The organism is Pseudomonas sp. I3-I5, from assembly GCF_022699445.1.
Taxonomy (GTDB): domain Bacteria; phylum Pseudomonadota; class Gammaproteobacteria; order Pseudomonadales; family Pseudomonadaceae; genus Aquipseudomonas; species Aquipseudomonas fulva.
Map to the genome: position 1 here is coordinate 2342476 of NZ_CP093940.1, position 23715 is coordinate 2366190.

A 23715-nucleotide genomic window follows, 5' to 3' on the forward strand; every position below is an offset into this window, starting at 1 on the left:
GACAGGTGATTCAGGCCGTGCGTATTTCAGGGTTTTGTGGGGATTCGTATGCCGTCAGGTCCTGCCGGTGCGGCAAGCCCTCCATATCACCGCGCGACTGCACCGCGCGGCTGCCGCACCAATTGCCGCGGGCAACGGCGTGCTCGACGGGCTGGCCTTCAAGCAAGGCGCTGAGCACACCGACGGCGAAGGCATCGCCAGCGCCCACGGTATCGACCACGCAGGGCGCAGGTACGGCCGCGACTTGGCCCTCCTCGTTGGCACTGCGGTAGTAGGCGCCCGCCTCGCCCAGCTTGATCACCACCAGGTCCACACCAAGGTCCAGGTAAAAGCCGGCGATCTCGGCAGGTGTCTGCCTGCCCGTGAGCAGGCGGCCCTCCTCCAGCCCCGGCAGCACCCAATTGGCCTGGGCAGCAATGGCGTTGATCTCGGTGATCATGCGCTGTTTGTCGGGCCATAGCGTCGGGCGCAGATTGGGGTCGAATGAAAGGGTGCGACCGGCTTTGCGCATCTGGCTGACCAACGCATGGGCAAGCCCCCGACAGCCGTCCGACAGCGTCAGCGGAATGCCGGTTACGTGCAGGTGGTCCGCGCGCAACCAGGCCGGATCTAGCATCGAAGCGCTCATGTGGCTGGCTGCAGAGCCACGCCGGAAATACTCGACGACAGGGTCACTGCCGTCATCGCAGCGCGCCTTCAGTTGAAAACCCGTCGGATGCGTTGGGTCAACCTGCACATCCGCGCAGTCGATCCCCTCTGCGCGCAAACTGTCGAGTACGAAGCGCCCCAGCGAGTCGTTGCCGACCCGGCTGATCCAGCGCACGCCAAAGCCAAGCCGCGACAAGCCGATGGCGACATTGCTGTCGGCGCCGGCAATGCGTTTGCCGAAACGCCCGACCTGTGCAAGATCCCCCCCATCATCGGCCACGAACATGGCCATGGTCTCGCCGAAGCACAGCACGTCATGATCAGGCATGGCTCAGCTCCCGTGCGCAGTGGCGCGCACCCAGTGCGGACAGTTGATGTACGTGGCTGCGCGTCACGGTCAGCAAGTCTTCGCCAAGCAGCGGGTATTCCACAGCACGCATGACCCCAGGTGTGAAATGGGCCAGGATCTGCTGCCAGTGCTCAAGATCGGGCGCCTGAGGTGCAGCGGCAGCCAGTCGCCCACCACCATGGCGAGTCACTGCTTTGCAGTGCACATACTCAACCCACCGCCCAAGCCGGCTGGCGGCTTCCAGCACCGGCTCGTCCAGCCACTGCCAGTTGCCGATGTCGAACGTCATGCCGACCCGCACGCCGCACGCGTGTGCCTGTTCGAAAAAGCCCACGAGCGGCGCGATCCGCCCACCGTGCTCAGTCTGGTCGTTCTCGACCAGCAACACGGGGCCGTCCTCGGGTAGCACCGCCCGCAATACCTGCATGTCGACGCCAGCTCGGTAATGCCCCAAAGACACCTTCACCGCTACAGCCCCAAGTGCCTTGGCGATGCGCAGCTTGGCACCCAGTTCGGGCGCGGGCGTACCCTCTGCGCACCAAAGCTCCAGCGGTGTGGAATAGAGGCACTGCAGCCCTGCACCGGCGATGAATGCACCCAAGGCAGTCGGGTCGGGCTGGCATGAGAACAATTCCTCACGTAACTCAACGCGGCTTGCCCCAGCGCTTGCCAGCAGATCGATGAACTGCTCCTGACCGCGTTGTCGGACGAAGTCTGCGCCGTAGCTGGACAGGCTGATGGAAACAGGATTTGCATGCATTGTTATTGTCCTATGAAACCGGTTTCATTTTTGAACGTCAGGCATTGCGGATAGGCCGCTAGCCGCCGTTATGTTCAACGTAGGGGGGTGGAACCTCGTATGATCAGCGACGCTTTGAAATCGATGCGCCGGGCGGCGCCTTGTTCACCGTGCAGGCGACTGAGCAAGTGCTCGAACGCTGCCATGCCGATGCGTTCGGTGGGCTGCGCCAGGGCCGTGATGCCGTTGCCTACCAAGGGGTACCAGTCAAGGTCGTCCAAGGCGATCACCCCAACATTACCGAACAGCGCATGCCCGGCCTCGCGCAATGCTGTGGTGACCGCCAGCGTTGCAACGCCGTTGAGGGTGAAAAGTGCCTTGGGACGGGTGCCGTTGCTGCCCAGGAAACGGATGAGCGCTTGTGACAATCCCGGGCCGGTCTGCACGACCTCGCACTGCATGTCGGCGCGGCTTTGGACACAGGCTGTCAATGCCTGGACCCGCTCGGCTCGCGAGCTGGTACCGTCCAGCGGCTCGGTGACGGCGAGAATGTCCCGGTAACCCCGAGCGTGCAGATGCTCGACACCCTGCTGCATCGCTTGAGCGTTGTCCAGGCCGACCAGGTCGGCGTTAATCTCAGGTAACTGCCGGTCGACCAGCACGATGGGCAGGTCACGCATGACGGTAAGCAACTCACCTGGGTGGTGGCCCAGGGTGTTCACGATCAGCCCTTCCACGTTGTAGGACTGCAACGCGCGCAGATGGTGGCGCTCTTGCTCGTCATCGCGGTTGGTGTTGCACACTACAAGGCTGTAGCCATGCTGGCGACAAGCCGTCTCCACGCCGTGCATGACTGCGACCGAATAGGGATTGAGAATATCGGCGACCAGCATGCCGATCAGTCGTGTCTGCCCGCGCTTGAGCCCGCGCGCCATCTGGTTCGGCCGATAGCCAAGCTGCTCGATCACCTCGCCCAGGCGTTGGGCCGTGGCATCGGCCAGCAACTGGCGATCGCCTCCGATGTACCGGGAAACGGTGGCCTTGGAGACACCTGCGACACGGGCCACCTCGCTGATGGTGACACGGTCGCGCGCTGGCGCGGGTGCTGGGCTCATGATGGGACCTTATGGTTGTTGTGATCATGATGAAACCGGTTTCACTAGAACAAAAAATGCCTATACGCGTCAATCCACCGTTGATCGGGAATGCTGTTTACTGCCGGTTCAAACAGTAGGAGGGCCCTGTGGAAGCGGCCTAGCCGGGGCGCCGGACCAGCCGTGATGGGCCGCCCAGAAGCCCCAGCGATGTAAGATACGAAGCTAAAATCTGGGGGCCGCTGCGCGGTCTATCGCGGCCGGAAGGGCTTTGACTCTCGGGATTCCAGGCTGCAGGGGCAGTGCAAACACAGGGCCCCTGGCAGCGGCCTAGCCCTGCAGCGCTAGTGCTCGGTCACCTGTCCGAGATCATCACCCGATGTCTGCTTCATGTCGCTTGTGCGAAGCTTTTTCACCGCCTTGACCTCGATAGGCTCACCCTGGTTACCCCAGCTGGTGCGGATAAAGTTGACCACGTCAGTCACCTCCTGATCGCTCAGGCGCCAGCCATAGGCCGGCATGGTGAAGTTCGAGGGCGCCGTGCGGGTCGCGGGCAGGGTCCCACCCTTGAGTACCAAATGAATCAACGAGGTAGCATCCTGGGTCTGCACCACCGGGTTACCGGCAAGCGCTGGGAAGACGCGCGTGTACCCCTTGCCATCGGTGCGGTGGCAGGCGGCGCAATTGTCGATATATACCCCAGCCCCTGGCTTGCTGTCGTCGCCTTTCCACAGCGCATCCGCCACTTGCCGATCGTAGACGTGGGGCGTGTCATTCGGATTGCTGGGCGGCAAGGTCTTCAAGTAGCGCGCTATGGCTGTCAGGTCGGCGTCGCTCATGTACTGCATGCTGTGCTCCACCACATCGCTCATGCCACCGAACACGGCACTGGTGTCGCTGCGGCCAGTCTTGAGAAACTGCACCAGCTGTGCCTCGCTCCAACTGCCCAGACCATCCTTGTGATCGCCTCGCAGATTCTTCGCCACCCAGCCTTCGAGCGGCGCGCTGCCGGCCAGGAAAGCATCGCCCTCCTTTGCACTCAACGCTTTTTCCTGCATGGTCAGGGCCCTTGGGGTATGGCAGGCACCGCAGTGGCCCAGGCCTTCGACCAGGTAAGCGCCGCGATCGATCACCGGATCTCGCTCGGGCAACGGCTGCCAATGTTCAGGCTTCGGGGCGAATACACCGCGCCAGATCGACAACGGCCAGCGCATGCTCAGGGGCCAAGGAATGTCCGTGTCCTTGTTCGGCTCCTGCACGGGGGTTACGCCCTTCATGAAGTAGGCGTACAACGCCTGCATGTCGGGTTCGGTCAACCGCGCATAGGACGGGTACGGCATGGCCGGGTACAGTGTACTGCCATCCTTGCGGATCCCACGGCGAAGGGCTCGGTCGAAGTCTTCGAAACTGTACTGACCGATGCCCTCGGATGAGGGGGTGATGTTGGTCGAGTAGATCGTGCCAATGGGCGTTTCCATCGGCAACCCACCCGCAAAGGGCTTGCCGTCCTTGGCCGTGTGGCAAGCCACACAGTCCCCTGCACGCGCCAGGTACTCACCCTGGCTAACCAGCGTCTGTTCGGCCTGCGCTGCCTGCGTTGTCTGCGCCGTCATGCCCATACCCACCAGCACAGTGGCGATCAACATTCTGTTCATGCTCATCGCTCCTTACACCGCCACCAGGGGGCCGGGATTCTTCAGGTACCGTTCACGAATGGCCCGTGCCGACCAGTAGGTCAGCGCAGCGACCAGACCGGTCGGGTTGTAGCCAAGCCCCTGCGGGAACGCCGAGGCCCCAGGTACGAACACGTTGTGTACATCCCAACACTGTAAATAGCGGTTCAAAGCGCTGGTTTTTGGGTCGGTCCCCATGATCGCCCCACCGTTGAGGTGAGTCGTCTGGTAGGTAGCAGTATTGAAATGCTCCTTTACCTGCTTCCCCAGCACCGCAATGGCCTTGGGGTTCATGGCCTTGGCGATGGCGCTGAGCTTGCCGACCATGAACTGGTTCATTCGGATGTCGTTTTCCTGCCAATCGAAGGTCATGCGCAACAGCGGCAGGCCATAAGCATCACGGTAGGTAGGATCCAGGTCCAGGTAATTGCCGCGGTAGGACTGGTGCGCGCCGTGGGCATCCATGGATATCTGGTGGGTGTAGTAGTCGGCGGTGGCCTTTTTCCAGGCGCTGCCCCATGCAGGCGTGCCCGGCGGGTTGCCTACACCTGCGATGGGCCGGGTCCCCGCCTGGTTGACCCACATCGGGGAGCCACCCACGAAGCCGTGAGGGCCATGGTCGAAATTGTCGGCGTTGAAGTCGTCGATCGCCACGCCATTACCACCGGCGCCGATGAAGTTGTTGGTGTGCAAGTCCTTGTCGAAGAAGGCCTTGACCGTGCCCATGTTCTGATAGGCGAAATTGCGCCCGACCACCCCTTCGTTCTTGACCGGGTCGTAGGGCTTGCCGATGCCAGAAAGCAGCATCAGGCGCACATTGTTGAACTGAAAAGCCGACAGGATCACCAGGTCGGCCGGCTGTTCCACCTCACGGCCCTGGGCGTCGATGTAGGTGACCCCGGTCGCACGCTGCTTGCTGTCGTCCAGGTTCACCTTCAGTACATGGGCATTGGGCCTTAGCTCGAAGTGCTCCACCTGGCGCAGCGCGGGCAGGATGTTTACGTTCGGCGATGCCTTGGAGTACATGTAGCACACGTAGCCGCTGCAAAATCCGCAGAAATTGCACGGTCCCATCTGAGCGCCATACGGGTTGGTGTAAGGGCCGGATGTGTTGGCCGAGGGCAGGTTGTAAGGGTGATAGCCCAACGACGAGGTGGCCTTCTGGAAAACCTGAGCCGACACCACGTTCTTCTGCGAGGGCAGCGGGAACGGATTGGAACGGTCCGGGGCAAACGGATTGCCGCCCTTGCCCTGCCCGACCAGTTCACCCTTGACCGTCCAGGCCTGCCCCGAGGTGCCGAACACCTTCTCGGCGAAGTCGAAGTAGGGTTCCAACTCTTCGTAACTGACGCCGAAATCCTGAATGGTCATGTCCTGGGGGATGAAGGACTTGCCGTAGCGTTCTTCGTAGTGGCTGCGCATGCGCAGCTCCATCGGGTCGACACGAAAGTGTACGCCCGACCAGTGCAAACCGGCACCGCCTACGCCCTTGCCGGGCAGGAACGCGCCCAGCTGGCGGTACGGCAACGCTACATCGTTGACGGTATGGCGTATGGTCACCGTTTCCTTGGAAAGGTCCACGAACAGCTTCTTGCGCACGCTGTAAGTCAGTTCGTCGATCACTTGCGGGTAGCTGCCATCGGGGTAAGTGTCCTGCATGGGCCCGCGCTCCAGCGCCACCACGTGCAGGCCGGCCTCGGTCAGTTCCTTGGCCATGATTGCCCCCGTCCAGCCAAAGCCGACGATCACTGCGTCGACCTTCTTCAATGCATTGGCCATGGCTCAAGCCCTCTCGCCGCGGATGGACACAGGAGGGAACGGGTAGCGCTCGTTACGCTCTGCCCAATCCATGAAGTCGGCGCGCGCGCCGGGAAAACCGATCAGTTTCCAGCCGACCATGCCCTGGTTGCCCCCATGCACCGGGTCGCAGAAAAAGCCTTCGCGCGTGTTCTGCAGCAGCAGGCTGAAAAATGCTTTGGCCGGCACCTCCTTCAACGCCAGCTCACCAGACTCCAACTGCGCCAGCACCTCGTCCTGCTGCTCGGGGCTGCGCGCGTGAAACGCCTTGTTGCCGTTGGCCAGGCACCATTGGTGCACACCTGCAATTCCCAAGCGGTAGATCTGCTGCGGGGTCAGTTGCAATTGATAGCCAAGCTCGGGTGCCGCATCGGCCTCGAACGGGCCTTGCATGTACCAGAGCCCGCCGCTGGCGTAGGCCGTGCCCATCTGACGGTCGATATACTGCGCAGCGCCGGCCTCGAGGGCACCAGGCCCTAGCGCGTCGGCTGGAATGAGCCGGCTGACCGCTGCCTGGACGAAGGCGAACTCCTCTGGGGTGAAGAACGCAGGATGGTAGGCAGTGTCAGCGGGTTTGGCTTCAGGCTGCTCAGGCGGGCGTACCGGCTCGGCCAGGGCGGTGGCTGCGCCCAGCCCAATACCGGTACTGGCCACCGTTACCACCGGTATCAAGGTCAAGGTCTTGCGCAGGAAGTCCCTGCGGGGGTTGTCCGGTACATGCTCAGACATATGTAATCCTCATCGTCAATCGGCTACCGCGGCCACGGCACGATGAAGACCATCAACGGACGAATGGCGTTCAGAAACGTTTTGAATTATTTGGCGACTGACTGATAGTGAACGCTCAAAGACGCCAGCTTTCTTCTGCTGGATAACAGGCTTACTGGAATAGTCAGACTGATGATCCAATCCGATCTGGACCTGTTCGGGGCCCAACCGCAGCAGCTGGCACCCCGCACGATACTGTTGCCTGGCGTCGCGCTAGATGACGTCGAGCACGTACTGGATGCGCTTCGCCCGATCCTGCGATCAGCGCCATGGCGGCACATGCGTACGCCTGGCGGTTTGAACATGGCTGTGGGCCTGACCAACTGCGGCGCACTCGGTTGGATCAGTGACGAACGCGGTTACCGATACAGCCCCGTGGACCCGCTGTCCGGCAGACCCTGGCCGATGATGCCGCCCGTGCTTCTGGCCTTGGCCACGCAGTGCGCTGCGCGTGCAGGGTTCGATGGCTTCGTACCGGATGCGTGCCTGATCAATCATTACCTGCCGGGCATTCGTCTGAGCCTGCATCAGGATCGTGATGAGCAGGATTTCAGCCAACCCATCGTGTCCCTTTCCCTGGGTTTGCCTGCCGTGTTCCTGTTGGGTGGCTTGCAACGCGCGGACAAGACCCAGCGTATTGCCTTGAATCATGGCGATGTGCTGGTGTGGGGTGGTGAAGACCGTCTACGCTTTCATGGCGTCCTGCCCATCAAGCCTGGCGTGCACCCACGCATGGGCCCGCGGCGCATCAACCTGACGTTTCGCAAGGCAGGGGCCTGAACGACGAAGCAATCGAATTGAACGCATGGAGCGGGACCGGGCTCCCATGCAGCCTGCAACCTCCTCGAATGCCTTTCCTACAGGAGATCGTCATGACAAATCTGCATGCCCTAGCACGTACTTCGATCAGAGAGCAGCGATCATGAGAATGCCAGGCCGCGCTCCAAATGCATCGGTGCAACTCGACTACGTCCGCGACACCCTGTTCGGTCCCGTGGCGCAAAGCGTCGAGTGCCAGTGCCAGCTTGCGCCGCTCAACCTGCAAGGTCGGCCTGCACTGCGTCTGCACATCTGCCCGCCTCTGCCTAATAAGGTGCACCGTGCGCACAGTGTCGCGTTCATCTGGGACGGGCGCAGTTACCATGGCGTTGTCAGAGACCAGGGCAAGTGCGGCGACGGTGGGCTCAATCTTCTGCTTGAGTTGCAGTGACGGCAGGTTAGAAGCGAGCTTTGCGCCGCGCGGTCAGGCTAATTTCTTCGAGTGCATGGGAGCACTGTCACGCATTGCGTGTAATTGGCCGACCAGGTTAACCAAGTCCCTGCTGCTGTTCAGACTGCTCAGCGGAACATCGCAAAGCGTGACGGCCTCTGTCAGATCCTGACCATTGCCGAGCCGGATGGTCAGGTGTGAGCCATCGGCACAGTTGATTTCACAACGATCTGGCAAGCATGCCTGTTCGATCATCTGTCGCAGTTCCAGTGTCGATACGCCTAACAGTGACATGGCAGAGAGCCCTCTCTGGATTAACTTGCGGTGGGACAGGCCTGGGGCCAGGCACAGGGCCACAGGAAGAGGAACCTGTCGGTGCGCATGTGGATATGCGTTATCGATCGTGCGGGGTTCCATCTGCACCTTAGCTGAAGAACCCGAGCGGTGCTGGGTAGTTCGAGCCGTGTCGAATCGGTGCGACGGGTGGTTCTTCGCGCTCCAGGACGGTGCGCGTTCAGGGCATACGGCCGAACTTCCCCAACTGAAAGCCTTCGATGGACTCGATGATTTCTTCCCGCGTGTTCATCACGAAGGGACCGTATGCCACCACAGGCTCGTCGATAGGCTCACCGCTCAGCACCAGCACACGGGCGGGCTGCAGGGCTTCAAGCAGCACATCGGCACCGTCACGGGCCAATACCGTCACTGAGCACGGGCCGGCCTCGCTGACCTGGTTCAACCGCAAACCGCCTTGCAGGGTCACCACCGCAGCCGTGCGGCCTGCCGGGATAGGGAGCACCAGTTTAGCGCCGGCCTCAAGGTCCAGGTCCCACACGTCCATCGGCGTAAACGTGCGCGCCGGCCCGCTCACCCCCTGGTACTCACCTGCGATCACACGCAGGCTGCCCGCGCCCGCACCCAGATTCACCGTGGGGATATCGGCGCTGCCCAGGGTCTGATAGCCGGCCGGAGCGCGCTTGAATCGGGCCGGAAGGTTCACCCACAGTTGCACTGACTCCAAAACGCCTGCGCTGCGGGCGAATCCAGGTGAGTGAAACTCTTCATGAACGATGCCGTCTGCAGCGGTCATCCACTGAACGTCACCCGGTCCTATTACTCCGCCGGCGCCCGTTGAGTCGCGATGCTCCAGTTCGCCTTGGTAAACGATCGTGACTGTCTCGAAACCCCGGTGCGGATGAGCCCCTACGCCGCGACGCGTCGAGGTGGGGGCGAAGGTGTGGGGCCCGGCGTAATCGAGAAGCAGAAACGGGCTGGTGCGACTGACGTCGTCGTCATAGGTGAACAGGCTTCGCACCGGAAAGCCATCGCCTACCCAGTGCCCGGCAGGATTGGAATGGGTATGCAAAATCGTCTTCATCGTGCGCTCCTCAACGTCCGGGTGCCACCTTAACGTTGCATCGACTCACGGGCTAGCTACCTGAAACGGTCCAGCCTGTTCTACCGGTAGGACGCTGGGTCGAAGGAAAGCCAGCACCTCCTGCGCCGCAGCCTCAGGGTATTCCTGCATGAAACAGTGTCCGCCGCCCACCTCCTGAACATTGACATGAGGGTTGAGCGCTGCCAGCCGTAACGCCGAGGCCCGCACATAAGGGTAAGTCTGGCTGCCGTACAGCACACGCGTCGACACGCCGATACGCGACAGGCTTGACCACAGGTGGGACGGATAGGTACTGAAGATGTCCACTTCGCGGCTTGGGCGACACTTGAGCAGCACGCCGCCCTCGCCTTCGGCGATCGCATGCGACACATAGGCCTGCAATGCCGCGTCGCTCCAGCCTTTGAAGATGCCCCGCCCTTGCAGGGAAATCATGGCTGAGTGGCGGTCGGGCCAGGTGCTGCGCCTGCCGGCCGTTTTGCGCGCCAGCGCATGGTGCCGGTTCAGCCCGAAGCAGGCGGCCAGCTTCATCGAAAACAGCATGCGCCTACTGAAAATCACCGGGTCGAGCAGCACAGCGCGCTCGAACAACTGCGGCTCACTGGCCAGCAACAACCCGGTGAGCACCCCGCCGAAGCTGTGGCCGATGGCAAGGCGGGGTACGTCTGCGTACTCAGCCACATGCGCGCTGAAAGCTTCAGCCGCCAGCGCTGCCGTGCGGTTCCAGCCACGGAACGGGCCTGCGTGGTCACTGTCTCCGTGCCCCTGAACGTCGCTGAGCCAGAGATCGAAGTGTTGCCCCAGTTGCATCAGCAGCGGTTGGTAGGCGAGCGAGCAAAACCCGTTGCCGTGCAGAAAGTGCAGCAGGGGCCGCCCTGTAGGCTCGCTGCGCCAGCCGCGCAGGGTGAACCCTTCGCTACAATCGTGGGACCACGGTGTCAGTTGCATGGTGGGCGCTGCCTTCTGCCTCAAGGGTGGAACGTAGATTCTACAAACAGCAGCGGGTAGAGCGAAACGACCAGCAGTGCAGCCATCAGGACATTGAACAGCATCAGCCAGCGTGGGTTTTGCAGCAGGCCACGAAGGGCACTGCCGAACATGACCCACACACCGACGCTGGGCAAGTTCACCAAGGCAAACACGGCGGCGATGACCACCACGTTGGCAACGTAGCCTTGCGCTGGGGTGTAGGTCGTTATCGCACCTATGGCCATCACCCAAGCCTTTGGGTTGACCCATTGGAAGGCAGCCGCGGCCCAAAAGCCAATCGGCTTTGGCTCTGCCGTAGAGGCGGTGCCAACCGGCCCTGAGGTGGCAATTTTCCAGGCCAGGTACAGCAGATAGGCCGCTCCGGCATAGCGCAACACGGTATAGAGCGCAGGCCAGGCCTTGAAGACCTCTCCCAGACCCAAGCCGACGGCAAGGACCATGACCATGAACCCGACGCTGACGCCCAGCGCGTGTGGCACCGAGCGGCGCACACCGAAATTCACGCCCGAAGCCAACAGCATGGTGTTGTTGGGCCCGGGGGTGATGGAAGAAACGAAAGCGAACAGCACGAAGGCGATCAAGAGGTCGAGCGAGGCGAACATGACGGGTATTCCACTGGGTTCAGGAAAGGGTTCACACTAGCCCATAGCCCTTTGCCCCCTAGCAGTACAGATATAGAGAATTTTGCAGATACACATAGCTGTATCACTCGCAGCCGACAAAGGATAAGCGCTCGATGAGTCTTGTAATTCGCCCTGCCCTACGCACCGATGCCCAACAAATTCTGGACTTCATTACCGAATTGGCCGAGTACGAACGCGCCCGAGAAGAGGTACTGGCCACTACCCAGGACATCGAGCGCAGCCTGTTCGACGCCGACAGCACCGTTCATTGCCTGATGGCCGAACGTGAAGGCCGTGCGATTGGTTTTGCCATCTACTTCTACAATTACTCGACCTGGCTCGGGCGCAATGGCATCTACCTGGAAGACCTTTACATCTCGCCCAACGACCGTGGCGATGGCGCCGGGCGCCAGTTGCTCAGGTACATTGCCAAGCAGGCGGTTGCCAAAGGCTGCGGTCGCCTTGAATGGAGTGTGCTGGATTGGAACGAGCCGGCCATCGGGTTCTATGACGCACTGGGGGCGCAACCGCAAACGGAGTGGCTGCGTTATCGGCTCGATGGCGAGCGGCTGATTGCCTTCGCCCAGCAATGATCGAGCGTAGCCTGTGCATTTGACGCAACGCGGGCCGCGTGCTTTTCTATCGCATTGCGTCAGGTGCCCCTAGAGGGTGAAACGGGAAATCGGTGCGTCGCAGGCTTGCCTTATAGGCCTGGACTATTCCGGTGCTGCCCCCGCAACGGTAAGCGAGTGAGGCGTCTTTACCACTGTGCCAGCAGATACGGCATGGGAAGGTGACGCTGCCCAGGAGATACCCTCCTCCTCGCAAGCCCGGAGACCGGCCTGACGTTCATCAACACCCCGCGGTGGGCGGGCGCTGTCGCATTCCTGCGGGTATCGCCCGCAGCTGCCGCGCCTGCCCGTCGCCTACACGCAGAGGAAGGCGCCAATGCCCGTCACTACCCGCCCGCACGTTAGCAGCATCGTTGCATCCGTATCCCTCAGTCAACGCATTGTCTTGGCTGCAAGCGCCGGCCTGCTGGGCCTGTGCCTGGTTTACTTTGCCGGCTTCTCGCACATCGAAGCCGTTCATAATGCTGCGCATGACACCCGTCACAGCGCCGCCTTCCCCTGTCACTGAGTTGCCGCCCATGATCACGCACATCGCCCGTACGGCGGGCTTTAGCGGACTGCTGGCGGCACTGTTGCTGACCGTACTGCAAAGTTTGTGGGTCAGCCCGTTGATCCTGCAAGCGGAGACATACGAGGCGTCGGCGACGGCACATTCGCATGCCCAAGGTACCGAGGCCGCCCATGAGCACAGTGACGAGGCCTGGTCGCCTGAAGAGGGCTGGCAGCGCACGCTCTCGACCACCGGCGGCAACCTGGTGGTGGCAGTGGGGTTCGCCTTGATACTGGCTGGCTTGTACAGCCTGCGCCAACCGCGCACCACGGCCAGCGGTGCTGCCTGGGGCCTTGCTGGTTTCGCCGTGTTCTGTCTGGCGCCCACGCTCGGATTGCCGCCGGAGCTCCCGGGAACCGCGGCGGCGGACCTGGCGCAGCGACAGGTTTGGTGGGCTGGCGCTGCGGGTGCCACGGCCGTAGGCCTCGCACTGCTGGTGTTCGCCCGCCATTGGGCATTGAAGGTGTTGGGCGTCATTGTCCTGGTGTTGCCGCACGTCATAGGCGCCCCTCAGCCTGAAGTGCACCAGAGTTTGGCTCCAGCAGCCCTGGAGACCCAGTTCCAGGTGGCGTCCTGGCTTACCAATGCAGCATTCTGGCTCGCCCTTGGCCTGATCAGCGCAGGCCTGTATCGTCGCTTCAGCCGCTCGGTGTGAAGCCGTTCTATGCAGGGTTTGGCTGCCGTGGTGGTTGCCCGATGGACAGGTTGTTGACCTTGCTCGAACAAGGCCTCGCTCAGCGGGGCCTGGACGCTGCGTACCTCCACGGTATCGCCAGCATCGATCTCAAGGCGCACGAGCCGGGGCTGCATGCATTGGCAAGCCATCTGGCGCTGCCTCTGTTGTTCTACCCTGCACCGCACTTGAATCGCTTCGAAGCGCATCTGAGCCACCGCTCAGCCGTCGCTTTTGCGCACAGCGGGTGCTGGGGCGTGGCAGAGAGTGCAGCACTGGCAATGGCCGACCAGTACAATGGCGAAACGAAGCTTCTGATCACGCGTCAAACCCTGGGCCCTGCGACCCTCGCCATCGCTCATTGATCCCGCTCACCCTTGTCAATCATTCAGGAATACCATGACGGTTTATTTCATCGGCGCCGGCCCCGGCGACCCCGAGCTGATCACGGTCAAGGGGCAGCGCCTGATTCGCACCTGCCCTGTCATCATTTATGCCGGTTCCCTGGTCCCTCTTGCCGTTCTGGAAGGTCACTGCGCCGACACCCTGATCAACAGCGCAGAACTGCATCTTGAGCAGATCATCGACGCCATTGCGTGCGCCCATGCCCAGGGCAAGGATGTCGCACGCGTGCACAGCGGTGATCCGAGTCTTTATGGCGCTATCGGTGAGCAGATCCGCCACCTACAGCGTCTTGGCATCGATTATCAGATTGTGCCGGGCGTCACCGCCGTGGCTGCGAGCGCCGCGTTGCTGGGGTGCGAACTGACCTTGCCCGACGTCGCTCAGAGCGTGATCCTTACCCGCTTCGCAGACAGCTCGCCCATGCCAGCCGGCGAGCAGCTGGAGGCGCTTGCGCGTCATGCCACGACGCTAGCCATTCACCTGGGGGTCAAGCACCTGGCACGCATCGTTGAGCAGCTGCGGCCTCACTACGGTGGCGACTGCCCCATTGCCGTGGTTTACCGCGCCACCTGGCCGGACCAGGACTGGGTGCGAGGCACACTGGACGACATCGTCGAGCGCGCCGCCCTCAAAGGTTATCGCCGCACCGCGTTGATTGTGGTGGGCCGAGTGCTGGGTGACACGCCGTTCGCCGAATCGGCCCTTTACCGTGCCGGACATGCGCACCTGTACCGCGCCTAGCTTGCGAGCCAGTTCCAGCCCGGAGCACACTGCCTCCAGACCCTCCCGACAGGAACCACGCCTATGCTGGAATTACGCCCCAACTGCGAGTGTTGCGATGCCGACCTGCCCGGTGACAGCCTCGATGCCTTCATCTGCTCCTTCGAATGCACGTTTTGCCGAGGGTGTGCGCAGGGACGCTTGAATGGTCGATGCCCCAACTGCCAGGGCGTTCTTTCGATTCGTCCCGCGCGCGTGGGCAAATCGTTGGCTGAACACCCTGCATCTTCACTGCGCGTAAACAAAGTACACACTGCCTGTACCTGATGATACGGTTCGGCAGCCAACGCGAGGCCACAAGCTGCTGAACCGCCCGCCTTTTTGTAGGATTTTTCATCGGCTCCTTCAAGGTTATTCAACACTTCTATACTCGGCATTATCAAAGTTCGGTAATGGTCGTATCTTGCTGCGCTTCTGACTAACCCGCTTACAGAAGTATTCCTGAGTGTCCCAGGAAGCGGACCATATCTGAACAGGAGTTTTCCCAATGACCAATGTGCTGATCGTGGATGACCACCCCGTCGTCCGTATGTCCCTGCGCATGCTGCTCGAACATGAACGTTTCAATGTCGTTGCAGAAGTGGGCAATGGCAGTGAAGTCGCGCAAATGGCACGCGAGCTCAAACCGGACGTGGTGATTCTCGACATCGGTTTGCCTGGGCTGGACGGAATGGAAGTTATCAAGCGCCTACAATCACTCGATCAGGTGCCCAAGATCATGGTGCTCACTGGCCAGGCGACCGACTTGTATGTACGCCGCTGTCTGGACGCAGGCATCGGCGCATTCGTGACCAAGGATGAAGATCACGACGCCTTGCTGTTCGCGCTCAAGGCCCTGGTAAAAGGCTATTCGACGTTCCCGCAGATGTCGGTCAACAGCAATTCGCTCGAAAGCGAGCCCATGCGCCTGGCGAGCCTTTCCAACCGCGAAATGGAGGTTCTCAGGCGTCTGGCCCGTGGAGAAAGCAACAAGAACATCGGCAGTAGCATGAACCTCAGCGCCAAGACCATCAGCACCTACCGTGGCCGGATCATGGATAAGCTCAAGACCGAGTCGCTGGTGGAAATGGTGGACCTGGCCAAGCGCAACCACGTCTACTGATGAGCGGTGCATGACGATTAAACGTTTGCTGGCCAGTACCCTCCTGCTGATGGTACTGGCAGGGCCTGTCGCGCAGTCGCTGGCGAGCGAGACGCGCAGTTTGCTGGCCCGTTCGGTGAGCGCCACGCAGCCCTTGAATCTGCAAACGGCCGAGCGCCAGTGGCTGGACGCTCGCAAGCGCCTGGTGCTGGGCACCTCACGGCCGGACTATCCACCATTTGATATCAACGTAAGTCCCAGTGACTACGAAGGTCTAACAGCGGATTACGTCGGCATCATCGCTGAGTTGTTGGGTATAGCCGTCGAAGTAAAGCGTTTCGATAGCCGTTATCAGGCCATTGAGGCGCTGCATGAAGGACGTGTGGACGTACTGGGCAGCTCCAACAGCTTTGAGGCTGCAGACGCTGGGTTGAGCCTGAGTACATCGTATGCCGATGACCTGCCAGTGATCGTCACGCGCGAAGGCCAGCGTCTTGCACCGGCCCACGATCTTGCAGGGCTGCGTCTGGCCATGGTTGACCATTATCTACCCGCCAATCGTGCCCGCGCCCTTTACCCGGCAGCGCAGCTGGTTTTGTATCGCTCCACCCAGGCTGGCCTTGCCGCTGTGGCTATGGGCGAAGCCGATGCCTACCTGGGCGATGCAATCAGCACAGACTATCTGATCGGCAAGACCTTCAGAGGTGCCCTGCGGATCGATCACTTCTCACCCATCGTCCCAGAAGCGTTTGCCTTTGCAGTGGCACGCGATAACGATGCGCTGCGTCAACTGCTCGACAAGGCACTGCGCCGGATTGGGGAAAGCGAGCGCCTGGCCATCCTCAAGCGCTGGAGCAACAGCAATACCAGTCTTTTGTTGCAGCGCCACCTGAGTGTACTGACAGATGAGGAGCAAGCCTGGATCAAGGCTCACCCGGTGGTAGACGTGTTGATCAATCCGGCCTTGGCACCCTTGACGTTCTACGATGATCAGCAGCGACCCAGTGGCATAACCCTGGACCTGCTTAAACAAATTACCCTAAGGACCGGGCTGCATTTTCATACCAGGCAAGCCGAGTCTGCCCAGTCCATGATCGACCGTCTGGGCCAGCGCGACGCACTGATGATCGGCGCATTGGGTTACGGCGCTGAACGGTCCAAACAAGTGCGCTACACACGGCCCTACCTGATCAGCCCGCGCGTGCTCGTTACCCGCGTCGATAACCCTTCGCAAGCCGGCATCAAGCGCTTTGAACCGCAACGAATCGCATTTATTCGCAATTCTCCGCAACGCGCCATGCTCCAGCAGCGCTACCCCCGGGCGCGGCTTGTCGAAGTCGACAACCCGCTGGACCTGATGGAGGCGGTTGTCAATCGCAGCGCTGATGCCGCGTTGAGTAGCCATATCAACGCGGCCTATTACATCAGTCACGTCTTCAAGAACCGCCTTCAGATCGCGAGCATCCTTGACGAAGACCCAGCCGTTGCGGCGTTTGCCGTCGCGGCCGATCAACCCCAACTGCAATCGATCCTGGACAAAGCATTGCTGAGTATAGCGCCCGAAGAACTTGAGCAACTGATCAATCGCTGGAGGACGAGCACCGTGGTCAGCGACAGCCCATGGCGCAACTACCGAGAACTGGCGCTCCAGGTGCTGGTGATTGCCGCGTTGCTGATCGCAGGTGTCGTCTTCTGGAACAGCTACCTGCGCAAACTGATCCAGAAGCGGGTCGAAGCCGAGCGCGCCCTGCAGACACAACTGGCGCTGAGCCGAGGCTTGCTGGAGCAACTTCGCCATGCCAAGGATGAAGCCGAGCAGGCCAGCCTCATGAAAAGCACGTTCCTGGCCACCATGAGCCATGAGATACGCACCCCCATGAACGCCGTGCTCGGCTTGTTGGAACTGGCGCTCGAGGACAGTCGCGCCGGTCGATGCGATACCCACATGCTCGAGACAGCCCATGAGTCGGCACTGGGGCTGCTAGGGTTGATAGGCGATATTCTCGATATTTCCAGGATCGAGTCAGGCCACATCAGTTTGCAGCCGATCCCCACCGACCTGGTGGACCTGGTGCGCGCTACCCTTCGCGTGTTCGAAGGCAATGCGAGGTTCAAGGGCCTTGAGCTCGCCTGTGACCTACCCACCGAACCGGTCTGGGTCCAGGTAGATGCTGCGCGCCTGAAGCAGGTGCTGTCGAACCTGATCAGCAATGCGATCAAGTTCACCGACCGTGGTGAAGTCCACACCGCGATGCGCACCTCGGTACAGGGCGAACTCCAGCGCGTCGAGCTCTGTGTGCGCGATTCGGGTATCGGCATAAGCCCTGCGGACCAGGCACGCCTGTTCAATGCATTCGTACAGGTCGACGGGCCCCGTGCGCGCCAGGGCACTGGGCTGGGCCTGGTCATCAGCCGTGCCCTGGCCGAGCTCATGGGCGGTACGCTGACACTGCAGAGTGTGGAGGGAGTGGGTACCAGGGTCCAGATCCTCATGGCCCTGCCCCAGTGTACGCCCCAGATCATTTCTGACGGGCAGGACCCAACCACGGGCCTTGATGCTTGCCCGTTGCACATCCTGGTCGTGGACGACTACCCGGCCAATCTGCTGTTGCTTGAACGTCAGTTGCGCGCCTTGGGCCATCAGGTGACCCAGGCGCAGAACGGCGAAATCGCGTTGCAGCTGTGGCGAGAAACGCGCTTTGACGTGGTGATCACCGACTGCAGCATGCCTGTGATGGACGGTCATGAGCTGGCCTGCTGTATCCGTGCTCAAGAGCGCCAGCAAGGACTGTCGCCCGCGACGATTCTGGGGGTAACCGCCAATGCCCAGGCCGAAGAGCGGGAGCGATGCCTGGCGAGCGGGATGGATGACTGCCTGTTCAAGCCTATCGGCCTGCATGGCCTCAAGGCACACCTGCCGCAGGCGGCTCGCAAGCCACCAGCAGCCCCTGCACCTGCCCGGCCCGGCGGCTTGAACCTGGCCGAGCTGCGTCACTTGACCCGCGACGACGACGATTTGATCAGGCATCTGATCGAGCAATTGTCGCAAAGCGTGGCCGAAGACCTTTCAACGCTGCGCACCCTGGATGGGCAGCCTCCGGACGGGACGCTCAAGGCATTGGTTCACCGCATCAAGGGTGGGGCCAAGATGCTTAAGGTACGTCACTTGGTCGCCGACTGCGAAGCACTCGAGCAGGCGCTTGTAGCAGGTGATCCTGTAGACAACTTGTGTCGGGTACTCCAGGACACCCTGCAAACACTGCACAAAGACCTGATCGCTACCTTGGAAGCCATGCCCAGACCATCAGAGCCGAATTGAGTCACTCGCACCAGGTGCGCGTGAAACCTCAGGAGCTTTCTCGCACCATCAGCTCAAACCCCAGGTCCTGCCGGGCTGGCGTCACGGCTTTGCCATCGAGCAGCGTCAACAACGCCTGGGCGGCGACACGTCCCACCGCAGCCCTTGGCGTGCGAATGGAAGTAAGCCTGGGCACCATGTGCGCCGAAGCCGGCAGATCGTTGAAGCCGACCATGGCCACCTGCTGCGGGACACGGATGCCCTGGCGCAGCGCTTGAAGCACCGCGCCTTGGGCAAGGTCATCGTTGCAAAAGAAGATGCCATCCACCTCGGGGGCTTGCCTGATCAGGCGGCTGAACAACTCCCCTCCCAGTGCGATCGAGGACGGGGCCGGGGTCAGGACCTCCCGCTCGGGCGCGTGCAATCCAGCTTCGGCCAGCGCTAGCCGAAAGCCCTCAGCCCGCTGCATGACCCGGGGATCCAGCTGTGCTGCAATAAATCCAGGCCGGGTGCAACCGCGTTCGATCAGGTGTTGGGCTGCGGCCCGGCCAGCCTGGTGTTGGGAAAAGCCTACCGCCAACGCGTCGGCCTCCCCGTCCAGTTCCATCATGTGCACGCAGGGTACGCCACTGGCCGCGAGCATCTGACGCGAAGCGTCGGTGCGTTCGAAACCGGTCAGCAGCATGCCACAAGGCTGATAGGCCAGGTAATTGCGAATGAGGTTTTCTTCCTCGGCGGTATCGTAGTGGTAGTTGCCGATCAGCACCTCCAGCCCTCGTGGGCGCATCACATCATGGATGGCTTCCAGTGTGTCGATGAACAACTGATTGGACAGCGACGGTATGAGCACCACGACCGAGTGGCTGCGGGCAGATGCCAACGCGCGGGCGGCGGGATTGGCCACATAGCCAAGGGCGGTGGCCGCAGCCACAACCTTGGCCGCGAGTTCAGGGGCCACGGTACTGACGCCGCGCAAGGCCCGGGATGCAGTGATGGGGGAAACCCCGGACAGTCTGGCGACTTCAGCCAGGGTGGGACGACCAGTTGTGCGCGAACCAATGCGGGCCATAATGTTGTAATTTTACTACTTGCAAGGACTGGGAACGGCCTCTAAGGTAGCGCTGTCTCAGGACGTAGGCAACGGCTGTTTGCCGGTTGCTCTCAGGTGATTGCCGCACGGCGTCCATACTGCGTAAGCACAAGATCAATAAACATTGGGGAGACCGCGCTGCCCGAGCCTAAGACAGCGCTGTCCCACCCAGCAGGAGGTACAGATGAATTCTCCACTGCCCGCCATCGTGGTCATGGGTGTGGCCGGGTGCGGCAAGAGCTGCATTGCGTCTGCCATCGCCGCCTACAGCGGCGGACACCTGATCGAAGGTGACGCGTTCCACCCGCAGGCCAATATCGACAAGATGAGCGCCGGTATTCCCTTGGATGACGATGACCGTGCCGGTTGGCTGGTACGCCTGGGCCAGGAGATGCAAGCGACGAGTGAGGCCGGCATGCGGCCGATTCTTACCTGTTCCGCACTCAAGCGCAGCTACCGCGACACATTGCGCTGCGCGATGCCTGGGCTGATGTTCGTCTTTCTTGAGCTCACCCCTGCCCAAGCTGAGCAACGGGTTCTGGCGCGACCAGGGCATTTCATGCCGGCCAGCCTCATCCAGAGCCAGTTCGCCGCCCTTGAGCCGCCCTACGATGAACCGCTCACCCTGACGCTGGACGCCACTCAGCCAATCGTTGCGCTTGCCGAGGCGGTCGACGGCTGGCTCAAGCGCTGCGCCGAGCACAGTGTTGCGCAGACTGCCTGAGTCTGCTCGCATTTCGGACCGTCAAGACAGCGCTGTCTTAGCCCATTCATGCAATGACTTACCCAACAAGCTACGCCAAAAACAACGATAAGACCGAGGCCTATACACCATGTTCGGACTGGCTACTGATACTTTCCTGCTCCTCGACGCGCTGGTTACCATCGTCGGGCTGATCCTGCTTATCACTCATTTCAAGGTGCACCCCTTCGTTGCCCTCACCCTGGCTGCCGGCTTCCTCGGCCTGACCTCTGGTATGCCGGTAGCCAAGGTCATGAAGTCGTTCCAGGACGGTTTCGGAGGCGTGCTCGGGTTCGTCGGCATCGTGCTCGCACTGGGTACGATGCTGGGCAAGCTGATGGCCGATTCCGGCGGGGCCGATCAGATCGCTCAGACCCTCATTCGGGCCTTTGGCAAGAAGAACGTGCACTGGGCCATGATGTTTGCTGCCTTTCTGGTGGGCATCCCGCTGTTCTTCGAGATTGGCTTCGTCCTGCTCATCCCACTGGTCTTCATCGTCGCGCGGCGCTCCGGAGTGTCGCTGATCAAGATCGGCATCCCCTTGCTGGCAGGTCTGTCCGTCGTGCACGGCCTGGTACCGCCGCACCCGGGGCCGTTGCTGGCCATCGGCATCTTCCATGCCGACATCGGCAAGACCATCTTCTACGGCCTGATCGTGGCCCTGCCCACGGCCATTATCGCCGGCCCACTGTTCGGCAACTTCATCTCGCGCTATATCCCTGGGCACCCTTCACAGGAGCTGATGGACCAGATCGCCAAGGAATCGGACCAGGCCAACCTGCCGAGCTTCAGCGTCACCTTGATCACCGTCTTGCTGCCGGTGGTGCTGATGCTGCTCAAGACCTTCGCCGATGTGGTATTGCCTGCTGAGCACATCGTGCGCCAATGGATGGACCTGATCGGGCACCCCATCACTGCGCTGCTCGCCGCCTTGCTGCTGGCGTTCTACACCTTTGGCTCGGCGCGCGGCTTCAACCGCCAACAGATCATGAAGATGCTCGATCACAGCCTCGCGCCCACGGCTGCCATCGTCCTGATCGTTGGCGCCGGCGGCGGTTTCAAGCAAATGCTGGTCGATACCGGTGTCGGTAACGTGATCGGGCAAATGGCTGTACAGGCCGAGATATCACCGATTCTGCTGGCCTGGCTGGTCGCCGCAGTGATTCGAATTGCCACGGGCTCTGCCACCGTGGCGACCATTACCGGTGCGGGAATCGTGGCACCTGTGATCGACCTGGTGCCTGGGGTCAACCGTGAACTGCTGGTGCTGGCGACCGGTGCCGGGTCGCTGATCCTGTCCCATGTCAACGATGCCGGTTTCTGGCTGGTCAAGCAGTACTTCAACATGACTGTGGCCGAGACCTTCAAGACTTGGAGCATGATGGAGACCCTGCTGTCGGTGGTCGGCATTGTATTCATCATGGCGCTGTCGCTGGTGGTGTGACCGTTGATCGGAGTGCTGGCACTTTGAACGGCCGGGCAAGGCCAAAGGTTACGAACCTGCCCTGCCCGTTGCAAAGGAGATTGCCATGAATCGTCCCAGCTTCCTGTTGCTTGCCCTGCTTGCCTCGCCCCTGGCCCTGGCGGCCGGCACCGGGCCTACCTACCCGGATGACCCGCACAACCAGGCACCCAAGCCGGGTGCAGACAGCACGCTCAACCCGATCGAGAAGCCCATGCCCCGTGATACCGATCCAAGGCTACAGGGCAATGATCCAGACAGCCCGCCGGCGCAGCAGAACGACAACCAGGATTTACCGGGCATGGACGGCACTGGCTCGGAAGGCGCATCAAGCAAGGGTGCAAGCCAGCCCTGACTCATTGGGGGCGCCGGGGGCGCCCCACCGCTGAGCGGCTCCTTCATCACCAGGTGGCGATAGCCGATGGGTTCATATCATTCACCATGATAATAACCTTCAGCCCATTCGATTCGTTCCCCGCACGCAACACACTCACACTCCGCCCATTCCTAATATATTGGCGGAGTTCTCCATGGAGCAGTCACTCAAACCTTTCGGTGTTCCACTTGCAGCCCTCGCAGTGGTAGCGCTCGGCGCTTGCAGCAAAACCCCCGATGCCGCGCAGGCCCCGGCAGCTCCGAAGGTCACCGTGGCCAAGGTGATCGAACAGCCGATCAACGAATGGGACGAGTTCACCGGGCGCCTGGAAGCGCCGGAAACCGTCGAGGTGCGCCCCCGTGTGTCGGGCCAGATCGACCAAGTGGCGTTCACCGAAGGCGCCCAGGTACGCAAGGGTGACCTGTTGTTCCAGATCGACCCTCGGCCCTTCCAGGCTGAAGTCCGCCGCCTTGAGGCCCAGCTGCAGCAAGCCAAGGCCAGCGCCATCCGAAGCGCCAATGAAGCTCGCCGGGGCGAGCGTCTACGAGACAGTAACGCCATCTCCGCCGAACTGGCTGAGTCACGCAACAGTGCTGCGGCCGAAGCACGCGCCGGCGTAGATGCCATCCAGGCCCAACTTGACCTGGCACGTTTGAACCTGAGCTTCACCCGTGTCACCTCCCCTATCAACGGCCGCGTGAGCCGCGCGCAGTTCACCGCCGGCAACATCGTCACTGCCGATGTCACGCCCCTGACCAGCGTGGTCTCCACTGACAAGGTGTACGCCTATTTCGATGCTGACGAACGCGTCTACCTCAAGTACACACAGCTGGCCCGCCAAGGCCAGCGCGGGCAAAGCACCCCGGTCTACCTGGGCCTGACCAACGAGACTGGCAACCCGCACCTGGGGCAGATGAACTTCGTCGACAACCAGGTCAACCCGCGCACCGGCACCATTCGTGGCCGGGCCGTGTTCGACAACAAACGCGGTGAATTCACCCCTGGCCTGTATGCACGCCTGAAGCTGGTCGGCAGCGCTCAATACGATGCGGTGCTGATCAACGACGAAGCGGTGGGCACCGACCTTGGCAAGAAGTTCGTGCTGGTCATGGACAAAGACAACAAGGCGGCCTATCGCGCTGTCGAGTTGGGGCCAAAGCTTGAGGGTTTGCGCATCGTGCGCAGCGGGCTGGGCAAGGACGACCGCATTGTGGTCAGGGGCCTGCAGCGAGTGCGTCCAGGCTCCCAGGTCACCCCTGAAGAAGCGCCAATGGCCAGCGAGCAGACACTGGCCGCGCTCGCCGAGCAACGTCAGGCTCTGGAGGCGAGCACCCGCACG

At 61.6% G+C, this 23715-nt stretch carries 24 protein-coding genes, 1 pseudogene and 1 riboswitch; of the genes and pseudogenes, 14 read left to right on the top strand and 11 right to left on the bottom strand.

The features are described 5' to 3' along the window. Positions 1-10: 10 nt before the first annotated feature. The 6 genes from MOP87_RS10540 to MOP87_RS10565 all read right to left on the bottom strand — a co-directional run bounded on the left by MOP87_RS10540 (position 11) and on the right by MOP87_RS10565 (position 7029). A complete protein-coding gene (locus MOP87_RS10540; protein WP_242810512.1) occupies positions 11-976 on the bottom strand; it encodes a sugar kinase in 966 nt (321 codons plus the stop codon). After that, positions 969-1757, bottom strand: a complete 789-nt coding sequence (locus tag MOP87_RS10545) for an AP endonuclease (protein WP_028687447.1) — start codon at positions 1755-1757, stop codon at positions 969-971. The genes MOP87_RS10540 and MOP87_RS10545 overlap by 8 nt, the downstream gene beginning before the upstream one ends. Positions 1758-1831: 74 nt before the next feature. Next, positions 1832-2851 (bottom strand): LacI family DNA-binding transcriptional regulator, encoded by a 1020-nt coding sequence (locus MOP87_RS10550; RefSeq protein WP_088523471.1) that lies wholly within the window; start codon positions 2849-2851, stop codon positions 1832-1834. A 323-nt stretch (positions 2852-3174) separates the two neighbouring features. After that, positions 3175-4485, bottom strand: coding sequence for a cytochrome c (locus MOP87_RS10555; protein WP_027914954.1), 1311 nt, complete (start codon positions 4483-4485; stop codon positions 3175-3177). Between the two features lie 12 nt (positions 4486-4497). Then, positions 4498-6282, bottom strand: a complete 1785-nt coding sequence (locus MOP87_RS10560) for a GMC family oxidoreductase (protein ID WP_197873826.1) — start codon at positions 6280-6282, stop codon at positions 4498-4500. Positions 6283-6285: 3 nt separating this feature from the next. After that, entirely contained in the window at positions 6286-7029 is a 744-nt protein-coding gene (locus tag MOP87_RS10565) for a gluconate 2-dehydrogenase subunit 3 family protein (RefSeq protein WP_027914952.1), read from the bottom strand. A 171-nt stretch (positions 7030-7200) separates the two neighbouring features. Here MOP87_RS10565 and alkB point away from each other — a divergent pair, with 171 nt between their 5' ends. Together alkB and MOP87_RS10575 are read left to right on the top strand one after the other, a co-directional pair. Next, entirely contained in the window at positions 7201-7848 is a 648-nt protein-coding gene (gene alkB / locus MOP87_RS10570) for a DNA oxidative demethylase AlkB (protein WP_110606446.1), read from the top strand. 142 nt (positions 7849-7990) lie between these two features. Next, positions 7991-8278, top strand: a complete 288-nt coding sequence (locus MOP87_RS10575; protein WP_049695925.1) for a hypothetical protein — start codon at positions 7991-7993, stop codon at positions 8276-8278. 33 nt (positions 8279-8311) lie between these two features. Here MOP87_RS10575 and MOP87_RS10580 read toward each other — a convergent pair whose 3' ends face one another. From MOP87_RS10580 to MOP87_RS10595, 4 genes are all read right to left on the bottom strand, one after another. Further along, entirely contained in the window at positions 8312-8572 is a 261-nt protein-coding gene (locus MOP87_RS10580; RefSeq protein ID WP_027914949.1) for a DUF1652 domain-containing protein, read from the bottom strand. A 220-nt stretch (positions 8573-8792) separates the two neighbouring features. Continuing rightward, positions 8793-9656 carry a pirin family protein gene (locus tag MOP87_RS10585; RefSeq protein WP_110606445.1) on the bottom strand — a complete coding sequence of 288 codons (864 nt, stop codon included), beginning with the start codon at positions 9654-9656 and terminating at the stop codon, positions 8793-8795. Positions 9657-9701: 45 nt separating this feature from the next. Further along, the gene (locus MOP87_RS10590) at positions 9702-10622 is read right to left on the bottom strand and encodes an alpha/beta hydrolase (protein WP_128610467.1); all 921 of its coding nucleotides are present in this window, start codon (positions 10620-10622) and stop codon (positions 9702-9704) included. A 20-nt stretch (positions 10623-10642) separates the two neighbouring features. Next, on the bottom strand, positions 10643-11266 hold the full coding sequence (locus tag MOP87_RS10595; protein ID WP_033695049.1) for a LysE family translocator: 624 nt from the start codon (positions 11264-11266) through the stop codon (positions 10643-10645). A 134-nt stretch (positions 11267-11400) separates the two neighbouring features. Between MOP87_RS10595 and MOP87_RS10600 the strand changes: the two genes are divergently transcribed. The 8 genes from MOP87_RS10600 (at position 11401) to MOP87_RS10635 (ending at position 18727) form a co-directional block, all read left to right on the top strand. Further along, entirely contained in the window at positions 11401-11880 is a 480-nt protein-coding gene (locus MOP87_RS10600; protein ID WP_128610466.1) for a GNAT family N-acetyltransferase, read from the top strand. Between the two features lie 44 nt (positions 11881-11924). Beyond that, positions 11925-12148, top strand: a riboswitch (cobalamin riboswitch). An 87-nt stretch (positions 12149-12235) separates the two neighbouring features. Then, positions 12236-12427 carry a CbtB domain-containing protein gene (locus MOP87_RS10605; protein WP_242810513.1) on the top strand — a complete coding sequence of 64 codons (192 nt, stop codon included), beginning with the start codon at positions 12236-12238 and terminating at the stop codon, positions 12425-12427. A gap of 10 nt (positions 12428-12437) precedes the next feature. Next, positions 12438-13124 (top strand): CbtA family protein, encoded by a 687-nt coding sequence (locus MOP87_RS10610; RefSeq protein WP_110606444.1) that lies wholly within the window; start codon positions 12438-12440, stop codon positions 13122-13124. Beyond that, positions 13121-13507: a cobalamin biosynthesis protein gene (locus tag MOP87_RS10615; RefSeq protein ID WP_104926243.1), complete on the top strand. Its 387-nt coding sequence runs from the start codon at positions 13121-13123 to the stop codon at positions 13505-13507. The genes MOP87_RS10610 and MOP87_RS10615 overlap by 4 nt, the downstream gene beginning before the upstream one ends. A gap of 34 nt (positions 13508-13541) precedes the next feature. After that, positions 13542-14288, top strand: a complete 747-nt coding sequence (gene cobM / locus MOP87_RS10620; RefSeq protein WP_028687458.1) for a precorrin-4 C(11)-methyltransferase — start codon at positions 13542-13544, stop codon at positions 14286-14288. A 63-nt stretch (positions 14289-14351) separates the two neighbouring features. After that, positions 14352-14594: a DUF1272 domain-containing protein gene (locus tag MOP87_RS10625; RefSeq protein ID WP_110606443.1), complete on the top strand. Its 243-nt coding sequence runs from the start codon at positions 14352-14354 to the stop codon at positions 14592-14594. A 220-nt stretch (positions 14595-14814) separates the two neighbouring features. Further along, on the top strand, positions 14815-15429 hold the full coding sequence (locus tag MOP87_RS10630) for a response regulator transcription factor (protein ID WP_027914941.1): 615 nt from the start codon (positions 14815-14817) through the stop codon (positions 15427-15429). 16 nt (positions 15430-15445) lie between these two features. Continuing rightward, positions 15446-18727, top strand: a complete 3282-nt coding sequence (locus MOP87_RS10635) for a transporter substrate-binding domain-containing protein (protein WP_028687459.1) — start codon at positions 15446-15448, stop codon at positions 18725-18727. A gap of 28 nt (positions 18728-18755) precedes the next feature. On the opposite strand, the gene MOP87_RS10640 is transcribed toward MOP87_RS10635, so the two are convergent. Beyond that, complete coding sequence (locus tag MOP87_RS10640) at positions 18756-19775, bottom strand: LacI family DNA-binding transcriptional regulator (RefSeq protein WP_242810514.1); 1020 nt, start codon at positions 19773-19775, stop codon at positions 18756-18758. A gap of 205 nt (positions 19776-19980) precedes the next feature. Here MOP87_RS10640 and MOP87_RS10645 point away from each other — a divergent pair, with 205 nt between their 5' ends. The 4 genes and pseudogenes from MOP87_RS10645 to mexE all read left to right on the top strand — a co-directional run. After that, the gene (locus MOP87_RS10645; RefSeq protein ID WP_028687460.1) at positions 19981-20520 is read left to right on the top strand and encodes a gluconokinase; all 540 of its coding nucleotides are present in this window, start codon (positions 19981-19983) and stop codon (positions 20518-20520) included. Between the two features lie 109 nt (positions 20521-20629). Then, on the top strand, positions 20630-21982 hold the full coding sequence (locus tag MOP87_RS10650) for a GntP family permease (protein WP_027914937.1): 1353 nt from the start codon (positions 20630-20632) through the stop codon (positions 21980-21982). Between the two features lie 85 nt (positions 21983-22067). Then, positions 22068-22355, top strand: a complete 288-nt coding sequence (locus MOP87_RS10655) for a hypothetical protein (protein ID WP_027914936.1) — start codon at positions 22068-22070, stop codon at positions 22353-22355. Between the two features lie 175 nt (positions 22356-22530). Continuing rightward, positions 22531-23706: pseudogene (gene mexE, locus MOP87_RS10660) on the top strand (multidrug efflux RND transporter periplasmic adaptor subunit MexE); the annotation flags it as partial. Between the last annotated feature and the right edge of the window lie 9 nt (positions 23707-23715).

What these genes read in the sequence shown, in the direction of transcription:
- cobM (WP_028687458.1), top strand. Translation starts at nt 13,542, where the DNA reads ATGACGGTTTATTTCATCGGCGCCGGCCCCGGCGACCCCGAGCTGATC.
- MOP87_RS10650 (WP_027914937.1), top strand. Translation starts at nt 20,630, where the DNA reads ATGTTCGGACTGGCTACTGATACTTTCCTGCTCCTCGACGCGCTGGTT.
- MOP87_RS10590 (WP_128610467.1), bottom strand. Translation starts at nt 10,622, where the DNA reads ATGCAACTGACACCGTGGTCCCACGATTGTAGCGAAGGGTTCACCCTG.
- MOP87_RS10575 (WP_049695925.1), top strand. Translation starts at nt 7,991, where the DNA reads ATGAGAATGCCAGGCCGCGCTCCAAATGCATCGGTGCAACTCGACTAC.
- MOP87_RS10545 (WP_028687447.1), bottom strand. Translation starts at nt 1,757, where the DNA reads ATGCATGCAAATCCTGTTTCCATCAGCCTGTCCAGCTACGGCGCAGAC.
- MOP87_RS10595 (WP_033695049.1), bottom strand. Translation starts at nt 11,266, where the DNA reads ATGTTCGCCTCGCTCGACCTCTTGATCGCCTTCGTGCTGTTCGCTTTC.
- MOP87_RS10645 (WP_028687460.1), top strand. Translation starts at nt 19,981, where the DNA reads ATGAATTCTCCACTGCCCGCCATCGTGGTCATGGGTGTGGCCGGGTGC.
- MOP87_RS10655 (WP_027914936.1), top strand. Translation starts at nt 22,068, where the DNA reads ATGAATCGTCCCAGCTTCCTGTTGCTTGCCCTGCTTGCCTCGCCCCTG.
- MOP87_RS10625 (WP_110606443.1), top strand. Translation starts at nt 14,352, where the DNA reads ATGCTGGAATTACGCCCCAACTGCGAGTGTTGCGATGCCGACCTGCCC.
- MOP87_RS10610 (WP_110606444.1), top strand. Translation starts at nt 12,438, where the DNA reads ATGATCACGCACATCGCCCGTACGGCGGGCTTTAGCGGACTGCTGGCG.
- MOP87_RS10540 (WP_242810512.1), bottom strand. Translation starts at nt 976, where the DNA reads ATGCCTGATCATGACGTGCTGTGCTTCGGCGAGACCATGGCCATGTTC.
- MOP87_RS10550 (WP_088523471.1), bottom strand. Translation starts at nt 2,851, where the DNA reads ATGAGCCCAGCACCCGCGCCAGCGCGCGACCGTGTCACCATCAGCGAG.
- MOP87_RS10560 (WP_197873826.1), bottom strand. Translation starts at nt 6,282, where the DNA reads ATGGCCAATGCATTGAAGAAGGTCGACGCAGTGATCGTCGGCTTTGGC.
- MOP87_RS10600 (WP_128610466.1), top strand. Translation starts at nt 11,401, where the DNA reads ATGAGTCTTGTAATTCGCCCTGCCCTACGCACCGATGCCCAACAAATT.
- MOP87_RS10605 (WP_242810513.1), top strand. Translation starts at nt 12,236, where the DNA reads ATGCCCGTCACTACCCGCCCGCACGTTAGCAGCATCGTTGCATCCGTA.
- MOP87_RS10585 (WP_110606445.1), bottom strand. Translation starts at nt 9,656, where the DNA reads ATGAAGACGATTTTGCATACCCATTCCAATCCTGCCGGGCACTGGGTA.
- MOP87_RS10580 (WP_027914949.1), bottom strand. Translation starts at nt 8,572, where the DNA reads ATGTCACTGTTAGGCGTATCGACACTGGAACTGCGACAGATGATCGAA.
- alkB (WP_110606446.1), top strand. Translation starts at nt 7,201, where the DNA reads ATGATCCAATCCGATCTGGACCTGTTCGGGGCCCAACCGCAGCAGCTG.
- MOP87_RS10640 (WP_242810514.1), bottom strand. Translation starts at nt 19,775, where the DNA reads ATGGCCCGCATTGGTTCGCGCACAACTGGTCGTCCCACCCTGGCTGAA.
- MOP87_RS10555 (WP_027914954.1), bottom strand. Translation starts at nt 4,485, where the DNA reads ATGAACAGAATGTTGATCGCCACTGTGCTGGTGGGTATGGGCATGACG.
- MOP87_RS10565 (WP_027914952.1), bottom strand. Translation starts at nt 7,029, where the DNA reads ATGTCTGAGCATGTACCGGACAACCCCCGCAGGGACTTCCTGCGCAAG.
- MOP87_RS10630 (WP_027914941.1), top strand. Translation starts at nt 14,815, where the DNA reads ATGACCAATGTGCTGATCGTGGATGACCACCCCGTCGTCCGTATGTCC.